This window comes from Mycobacterium sp., assembly GCF_049278535.1.
In the GTDB taxonomy this organism is placed as follows: domain Bacteria; phylum Actinomycetota; class Actinomycetes; order Mycobacteriales; family Mycobacteriaceae; genus Mycobacterium.
Window position 1 is genome coordinate 1 of the sequence record NZ_JBAPMI010000185.1, and the last position, 20027, is coordinate 20027.

Here is a 20027-nt window from a genome sequence, read left to right on the forward strand (position 1 = left end):
GGCCGGGGGCGTCTCCCGCGCTCGGCGCGACTCGCGGTGGCGGCGGCCGGCCTGGCCGCGTTGGCCGCCGCGGCCTGGCTGGGCACCAAGGCGCTAATTACGGCCCCCACCGCAACGACGAGCCGGCCGACCACCATCGAACACATCACCGTCTCGCGGCCGCCGCAAACGATTCCTCTGTCGGATCAGCAGATCCTCGCCCTGCTCGACCGTGAACCCGATTTCGGGCCACTCGCCGATCCACGTCGCCGCGCCTCCTGCCTGTCCGGTTTGGGTTACCCGGCCAACGCCCGGGTGCTAGGTGCCCGGGCGGTCGATATCGCCGGGCATCCGGCCGTGCTGCTCCTGCTGCCCGCCGATGCGCCCGGCGCGCTCAGAGCACTCGCGGTGGCGCCGACCTGCAGCGCAGCCAACACCGGCCTGTCGGCTGACAGGACGGTCAACCCTCCGTAGTGTTCGCGGGAACAGCACCGCCTACCCTGGCGTTCCAGTGCTTTGAAGCGGTTCTAAGTACTTGAAAGGTTGGCATGAGTTCCTCGACCGGCACTGTTCACGACGTGATCGTCATCGGGTCCGGGCCCGCCGGCTACACAGCGGCGCTATATGCGGCGCGCGCACAGCTGGCGCCGGTGGTCTTCGAGGGCGTCTCGTTCGGCGGTGCGCTGATGACCACGACCGAGGTCGAGAACTACCCCGGTTTCCGTGAGGGCATCCAAGGACCCGAGTTGATGGACCAGATGCGTGAGCAGGCACTGCGATTCGGCGCCGATCTGCGCATGGAGGACGTCGAATCGGTGTCGCTGGACGGCCCGGTGAAGTCCGTCACCACCTCCGAAGGCGAGACCCTGCACGCCCGCGCCGTCATCCTGGCGATGGGCGCCGCGGCCCGTTATCTGCACGTGCCCGGCGAGCAGGAACTGCTCGGCCGCGGCGTGAGCTCGTGTGCCACCTGCGACGGCTTCTTCTTCCGCGACCAGGACATCGCCGTGATCGGCGGCGGCGACTCGGCCATGGAAGAGGCCACCTTCCTGACGAAGTTTGCCCGCAGCGTCACCCTGGTGCATCGCCGCGAGGAGTTTCGGGCCTCGAGGATCATGCTCGACCGGGCCCGCAATAACGACAAGATCAAGTTCGTCACCAACAGCGTCGTGGAGGCCGTCGAAGGTGCGTCCACAGTGACCGGCTTGCGGCTTCGCGACACGACAACCGGCAAGGAAACCACCTTGCCGGTGACCGGGGTGTTCGTCGCGATCGGCCACGACCCGCGCTCTGAGCTGGTTCGCGGTGCGGTCGACCTGGATCCGGACGGCTACGTGCTGGTCAAAGGCAGCTCGACCTACACCTCAGTCGACGGCGTGTTCGCCGCAGGCGACCTGGTCGATCACACCTACCGGCAGGCGGTCACCGCGGCCGGCACCGGTTGCTCGGCGGCCATCGACGCCGAACGCTGGCTGGCCGAGCAGGCCGAGCCCGGCGAGCGCACCCAAACCAAATCCGCCGGAGCACCGGCGACCGCGACCCTCTGATAGGAGTACACCCGATGACTGAAACCGGCGCGCCTGTAGACGTCTCTGACGCATCGTTCGAAAGCGAAGTACTGGCCAGCAATACGCCTGTGCTGGTTGACTTTTGGGCTACCTGGTGCGGGCCGTGCAAGATGGTGGCACCGGTATTGGCCGAGATCGCCGCCGAAACTGCCGGGCAGCTCACCGTCGCCAAGCTCGACGTCGACGCAAATCCCGAGACCGCGCGCAATTTTGACGTGGTGTCGATCCCGACGTTGATCTTGTTCAAGGGCGGCGAGCCGGTCAAACGCATCGTTGGAGCCAAGGGCAAAGCGGCGCTGCTGCGAGAACTCTCAGACGCCGTTCCCAACGTCGGCTAGCAGGCGAAAGATCGACGCGGTTTGCCTGGCGTTTTCCCGAAAACGTCAAGCGTCTGCGACAATACCGCCAAGCCTGTCAAGAAGCGGCAGGGCTGCTACCACCGGATTACCGGAGGCCTTGGAATGTCGAGACCGGATGGCGGCGTCGGCGAAACGCTGCGCCGCGGCGACCGTAGCGCCGCGGTCACCGACATCCGGGCGTCGCTGACCGCGCTGGGCCATCTGGACGGCGGGGATTCGGAGCTGAGCACCGGAAAGCACGTCGCGCTGGAAGTATTCGACGACGAGCTCGACCATGCCGTTCGGGCGTTTCAGCAGCATCGCGGACTTCTGGTCGACGGCGTCGTCGGCGAAGCCACCAACCGGGCACTGCGCGAAGCCTCCTACCGGTTGGGTGCGCGCACCCTGCACCATCAGTTCGGTGCGCCGATGTATGGCGACGACGTCGCCACGCTGCAGGCCCGCTTGCAGGATCTCGGTTTCTACACCGGCCTGGTCGACGGATACTTCGGTCTGCAGACCCACAACGGGTTGATGTCCTACCAGCGCGAGTACGGCCTGTACGCCGATGGCATCTGCGGCCCAGAAACGTTGCGCTCCTTGTACTTTCTCAGTTCGCGGGTCACCGGCGGTTCGTTGCACGCCATTCGCGAAGAGGAGCTGGTGCGGCGATCGGGCCCGAAGCTGTCCGGCAAGCGCATCATCATCGATCCGGGCCGCGGCGGTGCCGACCACGGTTTGATCGCTCACGAATCCGTGGGGCCGATCAGCGAATCAGATATCCTGTGGGACTTGGCAAGTCGCCTCGAAGGCCGGATGACTGCGATCGGCATGGAGACGTTCCTGTCCCGTCCGACCAACCGCAGCCCATCGGATGCCGAACGCGCCGCGACGGCCAACGCTGTCGGCGCCGACCTGATGATCAGCCTGCGGTGCGAAACCCAGCCCAGCCCGTCGGCGAGCGGCGTCGCGTCGTTCCACTTCGGGAATTCCCATGGTTCGGTGTCCACCATCGGTCGCAACCTCGCCGACTTCATTCAACGTGAAGTGGTGGCGCGCACCGGTTTACGGGACTGCCGCACCCATGGTCGGACGTGGGATCTGCTCCGGTTGACCCGGATGCCCACGGTTCAGGTCGACGTCGGCTATATCACCAACCCCGGCGACCGTGGATTGCTCACCACCACGCAGACTCGCGACGCGATTGCCGAGGGAATCCTCGCAGCGGTGAAGCGGCTGTACCTGCTCGGCAAAAACGACCGGCCCACCGGCACCTTCACGTTCGCCGAACTGCTGGCTCACGAGTTGGCGGTGGAGCAGGCGAGTCGGGTCAGCGGCTCCTAGCCGAAGACCCCGCCGGCGATCCCGCCGCGACCGGTTCTTGCAGCGCCGCGCTCTCCAGCAGTCGCTCCAAGGCGGCCTCGACTTCGGCCTTCCAGCCCAGGCCCTTGTCCAGCTCGAGCCGTAGCCGCGGGAAGTACGGATGCGGCGCCACCACAACGAATCCCACGTCGCGCAGAAAGTCGGCCTCGATCACACAGTGCTCGGCCGAGCAGTCACCCAGTACCTCGAGCACCGGCTGCAGCTCGGGCTCGGTGCTCGGCAGGCTGGCCAACTCCGCGACGATCTCGGTGCGGCCGAATGCCTCCAGCGCGCGCACGCCACGACGAACCAATTCGTCGACCACCCGGGCGACGAGGCTGTACGGCAGTTCCTCGGCGGCCGGTCCGGGTTCGACCCGCATCGACGTCAGCAGCACCGCGTCGGCGGAGACCGGCGCGGTGGGAAATCGCCGCGCCCTCGGCACCGCGCGCGGTGGGGCGTAAAAAGCGTAGCCGAGGCAGGCCGGCTCGCCCTGGCCGCCGTCCACCGCTGCGCCCATGGCCACTTGCGCACACGATCCCCACTCGAGCATGACCATCGACAGCCACGCTTCCTTCTCGAATTCAGGATCGGCGAGCTGATCTTGTTGGCCGAGCGTTGCAGGGTCGACTTCCCAAAAGACGCAGCGGCGTGCGTGCTTGGGAAGCTGGTCGAAGGCTTCGAGTCGCAGAGGTGTGATTCGAGCAGACACTAGACTCCTGGGCCTCCGTGGGGAACGGTCGGTGGCGGCCCGGTTTCCCCGCGAGCGGGTGGTGCTCCCACCCCGCAGCCGAGCGTACCCCCAGGATGGGGGCGGCCGCGATACTCGCGCGCGCCCGCTGCCGGGCTCCGAAACGGCACCGGGTTGGTCGCTTCGGGCCGATTGGCCGCCCGCGGCGTGCCCGTCGCCGTGTCGGACATGAAATAGCCTGGTGCGCAGTCGGATTCGAACAATCGGAGCACGTCAGAGCGGCCTGATCTCGCGGATTGTCACAGTGACGTAATCAGCCGGTGTGTACGGTCAGTTCTTCGACGCGTTCATCAAGTCGACGATGCGCTGGAGATCGTCCACCGAACCGAACTCGACAACGATCTTGCCTTTCCGCTTGCCCAGGCTCACCGTGACGCGGGTATCGAATGCGCTGGAGAGTTGCTCGGCGACATCCTGCAGGCCCGGCATGTGGATCGGCTTGCGTCGTGGCGCCGCCGGCTGACTGGGCTCGCTGCGATTGGCAAGAGTGACTGCCTCCTCGGTGGCCCGGACCGACAATCCCTCGGCGACGATGCGGGCGGCCAGCGCCTCCTGGGCGTCCGGCCCGGCCTCCAACGACAGCAGCGCCCGGGCATGGCCGGCCGACAGCACGCCCGCCGCCACCCGGCGCTGGACGGCGATCGGCAACCGCAGCAGTCGGATCATGTTGGTGATCAGTGGGCGGGACCGGCCGATCCGGGCCGCAAGTTCATCGTGGGTGACGTCGAACTCGTCCAGGAGTTGCTGGTACGCCGCCGCTTCTTCCAATGGGTTCAACTGAACCCGGTGGATATTTTCCAGCAAGGCGTCGCGCAGCAGATTGTCTTCGGCGGTCTCCCGCACGATCGCAGGGATGGCGGTCAGCCCGGCGGCTTGAGCGGCGCGCCACCGCCGCTCCCCCATGACGAGTTGGTAGCGCGGGCCGCCCGGCGAGGATATGTCCACCGCTCGCACCACGATCGGCTGCATGAGGCCGAACTCGCGGATCGAGTGCACGAGTTCGGACAGTGCCTCCTCGTCGAATACCTGCCGCGGCTGGCGCGGGTTCGGTTCGATCAGACTCGGATCGATTTCGCGGTATACCGCGCCGATGTCGTTAGCGCCCGCCGCAGGCGGTCCGCCCATCAGAACATCGGCGGCGGCGTCACCGATTCGCGGCCCGAGGCGTGAGGCGTCCGACTCACCGTCGGCCGGCCCGGTCGGGATTAGCGAAGCCAGACCTCGGCCGAGGCCGCCCTTCCGGCGCGATGGTTGGCTCATTCTGTGTCCCCTTTATCGGCTGCGGGTCGGCTACGCTCGGCGAGTTCGCGGCTGGCGTCGAGGTAACTCATCGCACCGCGAGACCCGGGGTCGTAGTCGATGATGGTCATGCTGTAGCCCGGCGCCTCGGAGACTTTTACACTGCGCGGGATAACGGTGCGCAACACTTTGGTTCCGAAGTAGCGACGGACTTCGTCGGCCACCTGGTCGGCCAGCTTGGTCCGGCCGTCATACATGGTGAGAATGACGGTGCTGACGTTCAGCCCGGGATTCAGGTGGGCCTTCACCATCTCGATGTTGTTCATCAACTGCGACACTCCCTCCAGCGCGTAGTACTCGCACTGGATCGGGATCAGCACCTCCGGCGCGGCGACCAACGCGTTGATGGTCAGCAGACCCAACGACGGCGGGCAGTCGATGAAGACGTAATCGAAGTCGACGGTATCGAGCTCGGCTAGCGCGGTCTTCAGCCGGTTTTCGCGGGCGACCATGCTCACCAACTCGATCTCGGCGCCGGCCAAGTCAATGGTCGACGGCACGCAGAAAAGGCGCTCGCTATGCGGGCTTTGCCGCATCGCCTCCTTCAGCTTGATCTCGCCGAGAAGGACTTCATACGACGACGGCGTCCCCGAGTGCCGTTCGGTGATGCCCAGCGCCGTGCTCGCGTTGCCTTGCGGGTCGAGGTCGATCACCAACGTCCGGAGTCCTTGGACGGCCAGCGCCGCCGCCAGGTTCACTGCGGTCGTCGTCTTCCCGACGCCGCCCTTCTGGTTGGCGATCGTGAAGAGTCGGCGATGCGGTGGGCGACTCAGCGGTTGGTAAGCCTTTGACAGCACCTGCATCGCCCGCTCGGCGGCCGCCCCGATTGGAGTGTCGAGATCCGATGTTTCACGTGAAACATCTACCTCGACGGCGGGGCCGAACTGGTCGTGTGGCGCACTCATAGGCTCTCCCTGTTCGACCGTCGGCGCGAGGACCGCCGGACGGATTCCGGCTTCCCGCGCCAAGCAACCACCACCGTTGTCGGTGGGGATAGATAGCTCACGCCACATTCCATCACCCTGGCATCCGTGGCGCCCAACTTAGTCATCACACGCCGATGCTCGCGGACCTCGTCGGGTGCACGCTCCCCTTTGATGGCCATCATCCGGCCGCCCGGCCGCAGCAGCGGCAGACTCCAGCGAGTCAGCTTGTCGAGCGACGCCACTGCCCGCGAGGCCACGACGTCGCTTCCGCCGACGGCCTCCCGCACGGCCGCGTCCTCGGCGCGCCCCCGCACCACCTCAACGTCGAGGCCGAGCTCGGTGATGACCGTGCGGAGGAACTCAGTCCGACGTAACAGCGACTCCACCAACACCACCCGCAGTCCTGGTTTCGCTATCGCCAGCGGGAGCCCCGGCAGGCCGGCGCCGCTCCCGATGTCGGCTACTCGCTCCCCCGGTTCAATCAGCTCGGCAACCGCAGCGGAGTTCAACAGGTGGCGGTCCCACACTCGCTCCACTTCGCGGGGCCCAAGCAATCCCCACTCGACGCCGATCCCCGCCAACAGCTCGGCGTAGCGCACGGCGATGGCCAACCGCTCCCCAAAAACCTGGGATGCCGCCTCTGGCGGCACGGGGACCGGGCACCCGGCGAGGTCGCGGGAATCGCCATGTTTCACGTGAAACATTCCTCCCGTTCCGTCCCCGCCGCCGGCGCGCGACCGAACTACACAGTTGTAACTCGGTGACCGTTCAGTCCACCAAGACGACGACGCGGCGCCCCGGCTCGACGCCCTCGCTCTCGCTGTGAACCCCGCTGACCGCTGCGACGGCGTCATGCACGATCTTGCGCTCAAACGGCGTCATCGGTGCGAGTTCTTCCCGTTCTCCGCTTTCCAACACCCTTCTCGCAACCTTGTCGCCCAGCGCGGCCAGCTCCTCGCGCCGGCGCCGGCGCCAGCTGGCGATGTCGAGCATCAGCCGACTGCGCACCCCGGTCTTCTGGTGGACGGCCAGCCGGGTCAGCTCCTGCAGCGCGTCGAGCACCTCGCCCTTGCGGCCCACCAATTTGGTCAAGTCGTCGCTGCCATCGATGCTGACGATCGCGCGGCTGCCTTCGACGTCCAAGTCGATGTCGCCGTCGAAGTCGAGGAGGTCGAGCAGTTCCTCTAAGTAGTCGCCCGCGATTTCTCCCTCGGCGACCAAACGCTCTTCCAGATTGTCTTCACTGTCACCCTCGGCTGGTGTGGCGCCGTTAGCAGCCTCGTCCAGATCCTCCTGGGCTGCCGCCTCGTGCGTGTCGTGTCCGTTGGTGTCGACGTCGGTCATGTCTGCCTATTTTCCTTCCCGTACCCGGGGCCTCGCCCGGTGAAATCTGTCGATGCGGCGGCGCGGTCGATCAACGCCGGCGCTTCTTCGGCTTGGCTCCGGGCCGCGGCGCGCGGCCGACTGTATCGGCGTTGCCCGTGTCCGTCGGCGACGCGTCCCCGGCAACGGCGTCCCCCGCCACGCTCTCGGTCGCCGACGAACCGTTGCCGTCCGCGGACGCGCCCCGCGCCGCCCGCTTGGGTTTGGCCCCCGGCGCCGGCGCGTTCGCCGCCCGGCGCTCGATCGCCTCGCGCTTCTTTTCCTCTTCTTCTCGCTCGATCATCGCGAACACGTAGTGCTGCTGACCGAACGTCCAGATGTTGTTCGCGAACCAGTAGAAGATGATCGCCAGCGGCAGGAACGGCCCGCCGACCACAACCCCGAGCGGGAACACGTACAGCGCAAGCTTGTTCATCATCGCGGTCTGCGGGTTGGCCGCCGCCTCCACGCTCTGCCGAGCCACCGACGCGCGGCTGTTGAAGTAGGTCGCGATGCCGGCCAGGATCATCACCGGCACCCCGACCGCGGCGACCGCCGGGCGACTGAAGTCGAAGCCCTGGAACGCCTCCAGGCTCGCGCCGCGCTGCGTCATGCTGGCGCCCAGTGGGGCACCGAACAGATTCGCGTCCAGGAAGTGGCCGACGTCCTTCGCGCTGAAGACGTAGTTGCCCAACTCGCGGTTGCGCTCGGGCGACAGGCCGAGCTGTCCGATGCCGGTCGAGGTCCGGTTGAAACACCGCAGGACGTGATACAGCCCGAGGAACACCGGCACCTGCGCCAGCATCGGCAGACAGCCGAGGATCGGGTTGAACCCGTGCTCCCGCTGCAGCTTCTGCATCTCCAGTGCCATCCGCTGCCGGTCCTTGCCGTACTTCTTCTGCAGCGCCTTGATTTGTGGTTGGAGCTCTTGCATCTGACGGGTGGTGCGGATCTGACGGACGAACGGGCTGTACAAGATCGCGCGCAGGGTGAAGACGAGGAACATCACCGACAGCGTCCAGGCGAGGAAGTTCGCCGGACCCAGGAACGAGGCAAACGCCTTGTACCAAAGCCACATGATCGCCGAGACCGGGTAATAGAAATAGTCAAGGCTGAATGGATCAAAGGACAACAGAATCACTCTCCCCTAGCGTCGCTGGGGCGACCCAGTCTTGGACCCCGGCTCCCCGGTGTTCCGGTACCGGATCCCATCCTCCCCGATGCCAGGGACCACACTTCGCCAACCGGATGGCGGCCAGCCAACTCCCCCGCACCAACCCGAACTCCGCCAGCGCGTCCACCGCGTACTGACTACAGGTCGGGGTGAAGCGACAAGTGGGCAGCCGCAGCGGCGACACCATGTGCCGGTAGAGCTGGATAACGAAGATCATGGCGCGGATGACTGCGGACTCGGCGCTTCGCACCGACCGCGCACACCGTGACGTTATGTCATTCACCGCTTGGACCCTGTCGACTCGATGCGCCGTAAGCCGGCCCGGAGTTCGTCGCGCAACCGGGCCGAGACAACGTCTCGGCTGCTCGGCAATGCGCGGATCACCACGTGTTCCGACTGATTCCAACCGTCCATCACGTCGCGGGCGACATGGCGCAGCCGTCGGGAAAGTCGATGCCGTTGCACGGCCGAGCCGACCGATCGAGAAACGATCAGTCCCAGCTTCGGATTACCTGTCGCGTGCCGCATATAGATGACCAGATCCGGTTGTACGGCTCGCTTTCCGTGCTTGACCGTGGCGTCGAAATCGGTCGACCGCGTCATGCGGTTTCGCGCGGGAAGCACCGCCGTTACACCGGGATCTGAAATCAAGCAGTCAGCGAGCGACGTCCCTTGTTACGCCGATTCGATACGATTGCGCGGCCAGCCCGGGTCCGCATCCGCAGACGGAATCCGTGCACGCGGGCACGGCGCCGGTTATTCGGCTGGAAGGTCCGCTTGCCCTTTGCCACGACTCTCTCCTTGCTGCATCTGGCATCGTGCTCGACCCGGTTCCCCGTGCCGCTGGGTCATGCTTGCCCCCACGACGCCTCGGTAGGCTTTGTGTCTCGCTGGTAACCGGCGCAGGCTCCGGGACTTGATGCTCGGATCGCAGCCGTATCGCCGACTTTCGGGCGACTGTCTGAGGGTACTGACCGGCGTTCGCCCGGTCAAACCACGCCTCGACGGCAGCCGATTCGACGCTGATCCTTTACTGACGTCACACCCGCCACCGGTCCGCTGAGCAATCTTCGGAAAGGCCTTCCGAATGTTGCAGAACGGTTGGCGCGCGCGCCGAAAACTGTTAGCTTCGGCAGTGCCGTTTCAGACCGGAACAGCACCAGACAACGAAGCGAGGATGGCAGATCGGCCTCCTAGCCAGCTGAGTTCTGCTGGCACCAGCGAGCGCCAATCCCGGGGCCGTCAGCGGTAAGCTGTGGCTCCATGGCGGCTCTGCTGTCCACACTTGTGGATAACCATGTGGACAGTTCGTCGTCTCATCTACTAACTGCACTTCCAAGACTTATCAGGGGGACCCGTCGTTGACCGAGGACCCCGGATCAAGCTTCGCGACGGTCTGGAGCGCGGTCGTCTCGGAACTCAACGGCGAGCTCGCCACCGACAGCGCCGCCCTCAACGGTGAACCGTACGTCCCACCGCTGACACCACAGCAGCGAGCGTGGCTCAACCTGGTGCAGCCGCTGACTATCGTCGAAGGCTTTGCTCTTCTCTCGGTGCCGAGCAGCTTCGTGCAGAACGAGATCGAACGTCACCTCCGCACCCAGATCACCGAAGCGCTCAGCCGACGTCTCGGCCAACAGATCGAGCTCGGCGTGCGGATCTCGCCGCTGGCCGGCGACGAAACCACCGACGGCACCGGTGCTGCCTTCGATGAACCCGACCTCGATGAGATCGACGAAGACGGCGAGGCGCTGGCCGCCGCCCACCAGAACTGGCCGTCGTACTTCTCCGAGCGTCCGCACAGCACCGCGGCCGACGCGGCCGCCGGTCTCAGCTTGAACCGGCGCTACACCTTCGACACGTTTGTCATCGGTGCCTCGAACCGGTTCGCTCACGCCGCCGCACTCGCAATCGCCGAGGCGCCGGCCCGGGCCTACAACCCACTCTTCATCTGGGGCGAGTCCGGCCTGGGCAAAACGCACCTGCTGCACGCCGCGGGCAATTACGCCCAACGCCTGTTCCCGGGCATGCGGGTCAAGTACGTCTCGACCGAAGAGTTCACCAACGACTTCATCAACTCACTACGCGACGACCGCAAGGTGGCGTTCAAACGCAGCTACCGCGACGTCGATGTGCTGCTGGTGGACGACATCCAGTTCATCGAGGGCAAAGAAGGTATTCAGGAAGAGTTCTTCCACACCTTCAATACCCTGCACAACGCCAACAAGCAGATCGTCATCTCCTCCGATCGACCGCCCAAACAGCTTGCGACACTTGAAGATCGGCTGCGCACCCGGTTCGAGTGGGGTCTCATCACCGACGTTCAGCCACCGGAGCTCGAAACCCGCATCGCCATCCTGCGCAAGAAAGCCCAGATGGAACGGCTCAATGTTCCCGATGATGTGCTCGAGTTGATCGCCAGCAGCATCGAACGCAACATCCGGGAGTTGGAGGGCGCGCTGATTCGGGTCACCGCGTTCGCATCGCTGAACAAGGCCCCGATCGACAAGTCTCTGGCCGAAATCGTGTTGCGCGATCTGATCGCCGACGCCAGCACCATGCAGATCAGCGCCGCGACGATCATGGCCGCCACCGCCGAGTACTTCGACACCACCGTCGAGGAGTTACGCGGTCCCGGCAAGACCCGTGCCCTGGCGCAGTCACGACAGATCGCCATGTACCTATGTCGCGAACTGACCGACTTGTCGTTGCCCAAGATCGGCCAGGCATTTGGTCGCGACCACACCACCGTGATGTACGCGCAGAAGAAGATCCTGTCCGAGATGGCCGAGCGACGTGAGATCTTCGATCACGTCAAAGAGCTCACCACTCGGATTCGTCAGCGCTCCAAGCGCTGATTGACACTGCAAAATCCGAAAAAACTTCTGGCACGGCCATAACACCTGTCACAGGATCAGCTGTGGATACCGCTGTGCGCAAGCCCCGCACAGTCCGCCGTCGACCCGCCGTCCAGTGCACAACCGCGGCCGATCCCCAACCGCTACACACAAACCACACAACCCGGCCCCGCGTCATGCACAACCTGGTTGGCTTCCCCAGCAGCGCAGACATCATGCTGTCCCCAACTTGCACAGGCCCTAATACTGTTACTGAAATCTCTACATAGTTTGTTCGTTAGAAAACGCCTCTGGGGATGGGCCGTTCCACACCCCGGTATCGGGCCAGGCAAGAGCCGACTGTCGTTGATTTCGATTAGCTTTCAAGATGGCCTCCGACGCTCTACGGTTGTGGTTCGACTGCCGTTTCGGTCGTCGGAATTGATTACGGGCACTGGCGTCCGTCGGCGGGGAGTACCGCGCCTCACGTGGGGTGGAGCCGCTGAAGTTGGGCTTGCTGTTCGAGGTGATGAAGGGACGCAATGGACGTGGCGACGACCACAGTCGGCCTGACCGACTTGAAGTTCCGCCTGGTGCGGGACGACTTCGCTGACGCAGTGGCGTGGGTGGCGCGGACGCTGCCGACCAGGCCCACCGTGCCGGTTCTGGCCGGTGTGTTGTTGACCGGCTCGGACGACGGTCTGACGATCTCCGGATTCGACTACGAGGTCTCCGCCGAAGTTCGGTTGGCAGCTGAAATTGCCTCTCCGGGAACAGCTCTGGTGTCAGGCCGATTGTTGTCAGACATCACCAAGGCATTGCCGAACAAACCCGTCGACGTTCAGGTCGAGGGCACCCGAGTCACCCTGGCGTGCGGAAATGCGAAGTTCTCGCTGCCGACGATGGCGGTTGAGGATTACCCGACGCTGCCCACCCTGCCGGAAGAGACCGGCGCCCTGTCGTCCGATGTGTTCTCCGAGGCGATCGGTCAGGTGGCCGTCGCGGCGGGCCGTGATGACACGCTGCCGATGCTGACCGGTATTCGCGTTGAAATCTCAGGCCAGTCCGTGGTTTTGGCCGCGACCGACCGGTTCCGCCTTGCGGTTCGGGAGTTGACCTGGTCGGCTTCTGCACCCGACGTCGAGGCCGCGGTTTTGGTGCCGGCCAAGACGCTGTCCGAGGCCGCCAAGAGCGGCGCCGAGGGCGCCGAGGTGCACTTGTCGTTGGGGGCCGGCGCCGCGGTCGGCAAGGACGGATTGCTGGGCATCAGCGGAAACGGCAAGCGCAGCACCACCCGGCTGTTGGATGCGGAGTTCCCGAAGTTCCGGCAGCTGCTGCCGACCGAACACACCGCGGTCGCCACCGTCGGGGTGGCGGAGCTGACCGAGGCGATCAAGCGCGTTGCCCTGGTGGCCGATCGCGGCGCCCAGGTACGGATGGAATTTGCCGAAGATGTGTTGCGGCTGTCGGCCGGCGCAGACGACGTGGGTCGTGCCGAAGAAGACGTCGCGGTGGAATTCGCCGGCGAACCGCTGACGATTGCGTTCAACCCGACCTACCTCACCGATGGCTTGGGCTCGCTGCATTCCGATCGGGTGTCGTTCGGGTTCACCACACCAAGCCGACCGGCGGTGTTGCGGCCGGCCGCCGCCGACGACGCGCAACCCAGCGGCAGCGGGCCGTTCCCCGCTGTGCAGACCGAGTATGTGTATTTGCTGATGCCGGTTCGTCTGCCTGGTTAGCGATTAGGTGTACGTTCGTCATCTGGGCTTGCGGGACTTCCGGTCCTGGGTGAATGTCGAGCTGGAACTGACGCGGGGGCGGACGGTATTCGTCGGGCCCAACGGTTACGGCAAGACGAATCTCGTTGAGGCCCTGTGGTATTCGTCGACTTTGGGATCACATCGTGTTGCCACCGACGCACCGCTGGTCCGTGTCGGCGCCGAGCGGGCGGTGGTGTCGACGATCGTGGTGAACGACGGCCGCGAATGCGCCATCGACCTCGAGATCGCAGCCGGCCGGGGCAACAAAGCTCGGTTGAACCGCTCCCCGGTGCGAAGTCCCCGCGAGCTGCTCGGGGTGCTGCGCGCGGTGTTGTTCGCGCCCGAGGATCTGGCGCTGGTCCGCGGCGACCCGGGAGATCGGCGGCGTTACCTCGACGATCTGGCCGCGGTGCGCCGGCCGCGCGTGGCGGCGATCCGGGCCGACTATGACAAAGTCCTGCGCCAGCGCACGGCGCTGTTGAAGTCCGCGTCCGGCGCGCGATTCCGGGGTGACCGAGGCGCGTTGGACACCCTCGATGTGTGGGACGGGCATTTGGCCACCCACGGCGCCGAGTTGATGGCCGCTCGAATGACCTTGGTGAACGAGCTGGCTCCGGAGGTGCAGAAGAGTTACCAACGGCTGGCACCGGCGTCGCGGCCGGCGGCGATCAGCTATCACGCCAGCATCGACCTCGAGCCGGATCACGTGGATGTGGAGATGTTGCGCACGGCGCTGCTGGAAAAGATGGCTGTGCGCCGCGACGCGGAACTCGAACGCGGTGTGTGCCTGGTGGGTCCGCACCGCGATGACCTGGAACTGCGACTTGGTGAACAACCCGCGAAAGGCTTTGCAAGCCACGGTGAATCGTGGTCGATGGCGTTGGCGTTGCGCTTAGCGGCCTACGAATTGTTGCGCGCCGAGGGAAGTGACCCGGTGCTGTTACTCGACGATGTCTTTGCCGAACTCGACACCGCCCGCCGTGAAGCCCTGGCCGCGGCGGCCGCTTCTGCCGAACAGGTCCTGGTGACCGCGGCCGTCGTCGACGACATTCCGCGCGACTGGCTGGCAGACCGGGTGGACATCACCCTCATCGACGACGACAGCGGGCCGGCCTCGGCCGTGGTGTTGCACGAGCACGAAGAGGAGGGCGACAGTTGAGCCCCGACGACGACACCCCCGAACCCAGTGCCGGACCGCCCGAGCATCTCGGTGACCTGGCGGGCATGGATCTGGTCAGGCGGGTCCTGGAAGAGGCCCGCGGCGCCGCCCGCACGCAAGGAAAAGACGTGGGACGCGGCCGCCGTCTTCCGCCCACCCGCCGAGTGGCCGGCAGCGGAGGCCGGCGCCGCTGGTCTGGGCCCGGCCCCGACGCGCGGGATCCGCAAACGCTCGCCAGCGCTACCCGCGACGTGGCCAAGAGGCAGGGCTGGTCGGGGCGTGTCGCCGAGGGGGCGGTGTTTGGGCAGTGGCCGACGGTCGTCGGCTCACACATCGCCGACCACGCTGCGCCGACCACGCTGCGCGACGGGGTGCTGACCGTCGTCGCGGAGTCGACCGCCTGGGCCACCCAATTACGAATCATCCAGAACCAGGTGCTGGCCAAAATTGCGGCGGAGGTGGGCGACGGTGTGGTGAACAGCCTGCGGATCACCGGACCGGTCACACCGTCGTGGCGGAAGGGGCGACTGCACATCGCCGGAAGGGGCCCGCGGGACACCTATGGGTGACCCTCCGGGCGATTCGCTGAGGGCCATCACAAGGCAGAAAAATGCCTCGCCAGGCGTCAGGACGCAGCCCGAAGCGAAAAATTCCGCACACGGCGCAGATAGCTGTGCAGAAACGCCCTCACAGGATCGGTCCGAGGCAGCCTTACCGGTAGACTGACGAAAACCAGCGCAGAGCCATCGGACTGCTCGCGCACAACCCCAAGGAGAGCCCCCCGATCGTGGCTGCCCCGAAGAAGAATGCGAAAGCGTACGGCGCCGACTCCATCACCATTCTGGAGGGCCTGGAAGCGGTCCGTAAACGCCCCGGCATGTACATCGGTTCCACCGGTGAGCGCGGATTGCACCACCTGATATGGGAGGTCGTCGACAACGCGGTCGATGAGGCGATGGCCGGCTACGCCGACACCGTCGACGTCAAGATCCTCGAGAACGGCGGCGTCCAGGTCACCGACAACGGCCGCGGCATCCCGGTGGCCACGCACGCCACCGGCGTCCCCACTGTCGACGTCGTGATGACCCAGCTGCACGCCGGCGGAAAGTTCGGCGGCGACGACAGCGCCTACACGGTGTCCGGTGGTCTGCACGGGGTCGGGGTGTCGGTGGTCAACGCGTTGTCCACCCGACTCGAGGTCGAGATTTCCACCGACGGCTACGAGTGGTACCAGACCTACGACCATTCGGAGCCGGGCACGCTCAAGCAAGGCGACAAGACCAAGAAGACCGGCACCACGGTTCGGTTCTGGGCGGATCCGGGCATCTTCGAAACGACGAATTACGACTTCGAGACCGTGGCCCGTCGGCTGCAGGAGATGGCGTTCCTCAACAAGGGCCTGACCATCAACCTGACCGACGAGCGGGTGACGAGGGAAGAAATCGTCGACGAAGTCGTCAGCGACACCGCCGAAGCACCGAAGTCCGCGGAAGAAAAAGCCGCGGAATCCGTTGCGCCGCACAAGGTCAAGCACCGCACTTTCCACTACCCCGGCGGCCTGGTCGATTTCGTCAAGCACATCAACCGGACCAAGAACCCGATCCACTCCAGCATCGTGGATTTCTCCGGGAAGGGTCCCGGTCACGAGGTGGAAATCGCCATGCAGTGGAACGGCGGCTACTCGGAGTCGGTGCACACCTTCGCCAACACCATCAACACCCATGAGGGCGGCACGCACGAGGAGGGTTTCCGGGCGGCCTTGACGACGGTGGTGAACAAATACGCCAAAGACAAGAAGCTGCTGAAAGACAAGGACCCCAACCTCACCGGCGACGACATTCGCGAGGGCCTAGCCGCGGTCATCTCGGTGAAGGTCGGCGAGCCGCAGTTCGAAGGTCAGACCAAGACCAAGCTGGGTAACACCGAGGTCAAGTCGTTCGTCCAGAAAATCTGCAACGAGGAGTTGCAGCATTGGTTCGATGCCAATCCGTCGGACGCAAAGACCGTCGTCAACAAAGCGGTGTCGTCGGCGCAGGCCCGCATCGCGGCCCGCAAGGCCCGAGAGTTGGTGCGGCGTAAGAGCGCAACCGACCTGGGCGGCCTTCCCGGAAAGCTGGCCGACTGTCGTTCCACTGACCCGCGTCGCTCGGAACTGTATGTGGTGGAAGGTGATTCAGCCGGCGGCTCTGCGAAGTCCGGCCGCGACTCGATGTTTCAGGCGATCCTGCCGCTGCGCGGCAAGATCATCAACGTGGAGAAGGCCCGCATCGACCGGGTGCTGAAAAACACTGAAGTCCAGGCGATCATCACCGCGCTGGGCACCGGAATCCACGACGAATTCGACCTCACCAAGCTGCGCTACCACAAGATTGTGCTGATGGCCGACGCCGACGTGGATGGCCAGCACATCTCCACGTTGCTGCTGACGCTGCTGTTCCGGTTCATGCGGCCGCTGATCGAGAACGGCCACGTGTTCCTGGCCCAGCCACCGCTGTACAAGCTGAAGTGGCAGCGCAGCGAGCCCGAATTCGCCTACTCCGACCGGGAGCGCGATGGTCTGGTCGAGGCGGGCAAGAAGGCCGGCAGGAAGATCAACACCGAGGACGGTATCCAGCGGTACAAGGGTCTCGGCGAGATGGGCGCCAAGGAACTGTGGGAAACCACGATGGACCCCTCGGTCCGGATCCTGCGTCAGATCACCCTCGACGACGCCGCCGCGGCCGACGAGTTGTTCTCCATTCTGATGGGCGAGGACGTTGAGGCGCGCCGAAGCTTCATCACTCGCAACGCCAAAGACGTGCGCTTCCTTGATGTCTAAGACATCCGGTACTCCTACACGTCTCCCCCACTGAAAATCTCGGATAGGGAATAGATGACAGACACCACGCTGCCGCCCGGCGGTGAAGCCGCCGACCGCATCGAACCGGTCGACATCCAGCATGAGATGCAGCGCAGCTACATCGACTACGCGATGAGCGTGATCGTCGGCCGCGCGTTACCCGAAGTGCGCGACGGCCTCAAGCCCGTGCACCGGCGGGTGCTCTACGCGATGTTCGACTCAGGGTTCCGCCCGGACCGCGGCCACGCCAAGTCGGCGCGGTCGGTCGCCGAGACAATGGGTAACTACCACCCGCACGGCGACGCGTCGATCTACGACACCCTGGTCCGGATGGCGCAGCCGTGGTCGCTGCGCTACCCGTTGGTGGACGGGCAGGGAAACTTCGGCTCGCCGGGCAACGACCCGGCGGCCGCGATGCGGTACACCGAGGCGCGGCTGACTCCGCTGGCCATGGAGATGTTGCGTGAAATCGACGAGGAGACAGTCGATTTCATCCCGAACTACGACGGCCGGGTGCAAGAGCCGACGGTGTTGCCGAGCCGGTTCCCCAACCTGCTGGCCAACGGGTCGGGCGGCATCGCGGTCGGCATGGCGACCAACATTCCGCCGCACAATCTGCGCGAGTTGGCCGAGGCGGTCTATTGGTGCCTGGACAACCACGAGGCCGACGAAGAGGCCACTCTGGCCGCGGTCCGCGAGCGGGTCAAGGGCCCGGACTTTCCCACGTACGGTCTGATCGTCGGATCGCAGGGCATCCACGACGCCTACACCACCGGTCGCGGGTCGATCCGGATGCGCGGAGTCGTTGAGGTGGAAGAAGATTCGCGTGGCCGCACCTCGCTGGTGATCACCGAGCTGCCGTATCAGGTCAACCACGACAACTTCATCACCTCGATCGCCGAGCAGGTCCGCGACGGCAAGCTGGCCGGCATCTCCAACATCGAGGACCAGAGCAGCGACCGGGTCGGCCTGCGCATCGTCGTGGAGATCAAGCGCGACGCGGTGGCCAAGGTGGTGCTGAACAACCTCTACAAGCACACCCAGCTGCAGACCAGCTTCGGCGCCAACATGCTGTCGATCGTCGACGGCGTGCCGCGCACACTGCGGCTCGACCAGATGATCCGCTACTACGTCGAGCACCAACTCGACGTGATCATCCGGCGGACCACCTACCGGCTGCGTAAGGCCAACGAGCGCGCCCACATCTTGCGCGGTTTGGTGAAAGCCCTTGACGCGCTTGACGAAGTGATCGCTTTGATCCGTGCGTCGGAGACCGTCGACATCGCCAGGGCCGGCCTGATCGAGCTGCTCGACATCGACGAGATCCAGGCCCAGGCCATCCTCGACATGCAGTTGCGGCGCCTGGCGGCCTTGGAGCGGCAACGCATCATCGACGACCTGGCCAAGATCGAGGCCGAGATCGCCGACCTGGAAGACATCCTGGCCAAGCCGGAGCGGCAACGTGCGATCGTGCACGACGAGCTCGCCGAGATCGTCGACAAGCACGGCGACGACCGGCGCTCCCGGATCATCGCCGCTGACGGCGACGTCAGCGACGAGGACCTGATCGCTCGCGAGGACGTCGTCGTCACCATCACCGAAACCGGGTACGCGAAGCGCACCAAGACAGACCTGTACCGCAGCCAGAAGCGTGGCGGCAAGGGCGTTCAGGGCGCCGGGCTGAAGCAGGACGACATCGTGCGGCACTTCTTTGTGTCCTCGACGCACGACTGGATCTTGTTCTTCACCACCCAGGGCCGGGTGTACCGGGCCAAGGCGTACGACCTTCCGGAAGCATCTCGCACGGCGCGTGGACAACACGTCGCCAACCTGCTGGCTTTCCAGCCCGAGGAGCGGATCGCCCAGGTGATCCAGATCAAGAGCTACGAGGATGCGCCCTATCTGGTGCTGGCCACCCGTAACGGCCTGGTCAAGAAGACCAAGCTGACCGATTTCGACTCCAACCGGTCGGGCGGCATCGTGGCGGTCAACCTGCGCGACGGTGACGAGCTGGTCGGCGCGGTGCTGTGCTCCTCCGAGGAAGATCTGCTGCTGGTCTCGGCCAACGGCCAGTCGATCCGGTTCTCCGCGACCGACGATGCGCTGCGGCCGATGGGCCGGGCGACCTCGGGTGTACAAGGCATGCGGTTCAACACCGACGACTACCTGCTGTCGCTGAACGTGGTCCGCGAGGGCACGTTCCTGCTGGTCGCGACCGCCGGCGGTTACGCAAAGCGGACCGCGATCGAGGAGTACACCGCGCAGGGCCGGGGCGGTAAGGGGATCTTGACGATCCAGTACGACACCCGCCGTGGCAAGCTCGTGGGAGCGCTGATGGTCGATGACGATAGCGAGGTGTATGCGATCACCTCCGGCGGTGGCGTGATCCGGACGAAAGCCAAGCAGGTCCGCAAGGCCGGCCGGCAGACCAAGGGTGTTCGGTTGATGAACTTGGGTGAGGGCGACACACTGTTAGCCATCGCCCGCAACGCCGAGGAAGCCGAGGATGCCGAGGAAGCCGACGAGGGTGCGGACGACTAGCGGATGCACAGTTAGGAGCCGTTGGTGACGTCACCGAACGAGCCGGGCCACGCCGGACCGGGCGACCGCCCGAACGGTAATGGCGCGGGCTCCGACGCGGCTCCGCCGCCGCGCAAGCGGCCCGCTGCC

General features: G+C 65.4%; 18 protein-coding genes and 1 pseudogene. 10 read left to right on the forward strand and 9 right to left on the reverse strand.

Annotated features, from left to right (window positions below; translation table 11 throughout):
* The 4 genes and pseudogenes from WAO18_RS12370 to WAO18_RS12385 all read left to right on the forward strand — a co-directional run.
* Window positions 1-453 (forward strand): annotated as a pseudogene (locus tag WAO18_RS12370) (hypothetical protein); the annotation flags it as partial.
* Window positions 454-527: 74 nt separating this feature from the next.
* On the forward strand, window positions 528-1526 hold the full coding sequence (gene trxB / locus WAO18_RS12375) for a thioredoxin-disulfide reductase (RefSeq protein ID WP_422206565.1): 999 nt from the start codon (window positions 528-530) through the stop codon (window positions 1524-1526).
* Between the two features lie 14 nt (window positions 1527-1540).
* Complete coding sequence (gene trxA / locus WAO18_RS12380) at window positions 1541-1885, forward strand: thioredoxin (RefSeq protein ID WP_422206566.1); 345 nt, start codon at window positions 1541-1543, stop codon at window positions 1883-1885.
* 123 nt (window positions 1886-2008) lie between these two features.
* Window positions 2009-3229, forward strand: coding sequence for an N-acetylmuramoyl-L-alanine amidase (locus WAO18_RS12385; RefSeq protein ID WP_422206567.1), 1221 nt, complete (start codon window positions 2009-2011; stop codon window positions 3227-3229).
* On the opposite strand, the gene WAO18_RS12390 is transcribed toward WAO18_RS12385, so the two are convergent.
* The 9 genes from WAO18_RS12390 to rpmH form a co-directional block, all read right to left on the reverse strand.
* Window positions 3216-3959, reverse strand: a complete 744-nt coding sequence (locus WAO18_RS12390; protein WP_422206568.1) for an acetyltransferase — start codon at window positions 3957-3959, stop codon at window positions 3216-3218. The genes WAO18_RS12385 and WAO18_RS12390 overlap by 14 nt on opposite strands.
* Before the next feature lie 309 nt (window positions 3960-4268).
* Complete coding sequence (locus WAO18_RS12395) at window positions 4269-5258, reverse strand: ParB/RepB/Spo0J family partition protein (protein ID WP_422206569.1); 990 nt, start codon at window positions 5256-5258, stop codon at window positions 4269-4271.
* The gene (locus WAO18_RS12400) at window positions 5255-6202 is read right to left on the reverse strand and encodes a ParA family protein (RefSeq protein WP_422206570.1); all 948 of its coding nucleotides are present in this window, start codon (window positions 6200-6202) and stop codon (window positions 5255-5257) included. Before WAO18_RS12400 ends, WAO18_RS12395 begins: the two co-directional genes overlap by 4 nt.
* Window positions 6199-6927, reverse strand: coding sequence for a 16S rRNA (guanine(527)-N(7))-methyltransferase RsmG (rsmG, locus tag WAO18_RS12405; protein WP_422206571.1), 729 nt, complete (start codon window positions 6925-6927; stop codon window positions 6199-6201). The genes WAO18_RS12400 and rsmG overlap by 4 nt, the downstream gene beginning before the upstream one ends.
* Before the next feature lie 64 nt (window positions 6928-6991).
* A complete protein-coding gene (locus WAO18_RS12410) occupies window positions 6992-7567 on the reverse strand; it encodes a protein jag (RefSeq protein ID WP_422206572.1) in 576 nt (191 codons plus the stop codon).
* A 70-nt stretch (window positions 7568-7637) separates the two neighbouring features.
* On the reverse strand, window positions 7638-8663 hold the full coding sequence (gene yidC, locus WAO18_RS12415) for a membrane protein insertase YidC (RefSeq protein WP_422206580.1): 1026 nt from the start codon (window positions 8661-8663) through the stop codon (window positions 7638-7640).
* Between the two features lie 43 nt (window positions 8664-8706).
* A complete protein-coding gene (gene yidD / locus WAO18_RS12420) occupies window positions 8707-8976 on the reverse strand; it encodes a membrane protein insertion efficiency factor YidD (RefSeq protein WP_422206581.1) in 270 nt (89 codons plus the stop codon).
* A 62-nt stretch (window positions 8977-9038) separates the two neighbouring features.
* A complete protein-coding gene (rnpA, locus tag WAO18_RS12425) occupies window positions 9039-9383 on the reverse strand; it encodes a ribonuclease P protein component (RefSeq protein WP_422206582.1) in 345 nt (114 codons plus the stop codon).
* A gap of 23 nt (window positions 9384-9406) precedes the next feature.
* Window positions 9407-9550, reverse strand: coding sequence for a 50S ribosomal protein L34 (gene rpmH / locus WAO18_RS12430; RefSeq protein ID WP_422206573.1), 144 nt, complete (start codon window positions 9548-9550; stop codon window positions 9407-9409).
* Between the two features lie 570 nt (window positions 9551-10120).
* On the opposite strand from rpmH, the gene dnaA reads away from it, so the two are divergent.
* From dnaA to gyrA, 6 genes are all read left to right on the forward strand, one after another.
* Window positions 10121-11617 carry a chromosomal replication initiator protein DnaA gene (gene dnaA / locus WAO18_RS12435; protein ID WP_422206574.1) on the forward strand — a complete coding sequence of 499 codons (1497 nt, stop codon included), beginning with the start codon at window positions 10121-10123 and terminating at the stop codon, window positions 11615-11617.
* A 521-nt stretch (window positions 11618-12138) separates the two neighbouring features.
* Window positions 12139-13338 carry a DNA polymerase III subunit beta gene (gene dnaN, locus WAO18_RS12440; RefSeq protein WP_422206575.1) on the forward strand — a complete coding sequence of 400 codons (1200 nt, stop codon included), beginning with the start codon at window positions 12139-12141 and terminating at the stop codon, window positions 13336-13338.
* 7 nt (window positions 13339-13345) lie between these two features.
* Window positions 13346-14518, forward strand: coding sequence for a DNA replication/repair protein RecF (gene recF / locus WAO18_RS12445; RefSeq protein ID WP_422206576.1), 1173 nt, complete (start codon window positions 13346-13348; stop codon window positions 14516-14518).
* The gene (locus tag WAO18_RS12450; RefSeq protein WP_422206577.1) at window positions 14515-15087 is read left to right on the forward strand and encodes a DUF721 family protein; all 573 of its coding nucleotides are present in this window, start codon (window positions 14515-14517) and stop codon (window positions 15085-15087) included. Before recF ends, WAO18_RS12450 begins: the two co-directional genes overlap by 4 nt.
* A 218-nt stretch (window positions 15088-15305) precedes the next feature.
* On the forward strand, window positions 15306-17336 hold the full coding sequence (gene gyrB / locus WAO18_RS12455) for a DNA topoisomerase (ATP-hydrolyzing) subunit B (protein WP_422206578.1): 2031 nt from the start codon (window positions 15306-15308) through the stop codon (window positions 17334-17336).
* A gap of 54 nt (window positions 17337-17390) precedes the next feature.
* On the forward strand, window positions 17391-19898 hold the full coding sequence (gene gyrA / locus WAO18_RS12460; RefSeq protein ID WP_422206579.1) for a DNA gyrase subunit A: 2508 nt from the start codon (window positions 17391-17393) through the stop codon (window positions 19896-19898).
* The last annotated feature ends 129 nt before the right edge of the window (window positions 19899-20027 follow it).

Excerpts from the sequence above, each read along its gene's own strand:
- WAO18_RS12385 (WP_422206567.1), top strand. The coding sequence starts at position 2,009 with ATGTCGAGACCGGATGGCGGCGTCGGCGAAACGCTGCGCCGCGGCGAC.
- gyrA (WP_422206579.1), top strand. The coding sequence starts at position 17,391 with ATGACAGACACCACGCTGCCGCCCGGCGGTGAAGCCGCCGACCGCATC.
- yidD (WP_422206581.1), bottom strand. The coding sequence starts at position 8,976 with ATGATCTTCGTTATCCAGCTCTACCGGCACATGGTGTCGCCGCTGCGG.
- trxA (WP_422206566.1), top strand. The coding sequence starts at position 1,541 with ATGACTGAAACCGGCGCGCCTGTAGACGTCTCTGACGCATCGTTCGAA.
- WAO18_RS12395 (WP_422206569.1), bottom strand. The coding sequence starts at position 5,258 with ATGAGCCAACCATCGCGCCGGAAGGGCGGCCTCGGCCGAGGTCTGGCT.
- WAO18_RS12410 (WP_422206572.1), bottom strand. The coding sequence starts at position 7,567 with ATGACCGACGTCGACACCAACGGACACGACACGCACGAGGCGGCAGCC.
- rsmG (WP_422206571.1), bottom strand. The coding sequence starts at position 6,927 with ATGTTTCACGTGAAACATGGCGATTCCCGCGACCTCGCCGGGTGCCCG.
- dnaN (WP_422206575.1), top strand. The coding sequence starts at position 12,139 with ATGGACGTGGCGACGACCACAGTCGGCCTGACCGACTTGAAGTTCCGC.
- trxB (WP_422206565.1), top strand. The coding sequence starts at position 528 with ATGAGTTCCTCGACCGGCACTGTTCACGACGTGATCGTCATCGGGTCC.
- yidC (WP_422206580.1), bottom strand. The coding sequence starts at position 8,663 with ATGTGGCTTTGGTACAAGGCGTTTGCCTCGTTCCTGGGTCCGGCGAAC.
- WAO18_RS12400 (WP_422206570.1), bottom strand. The coding sequence starts at position 6,202 with ATGAGTGCGCCACACGACCAGTTCGGCCCCGCCGTCGAGGTAGATGTT.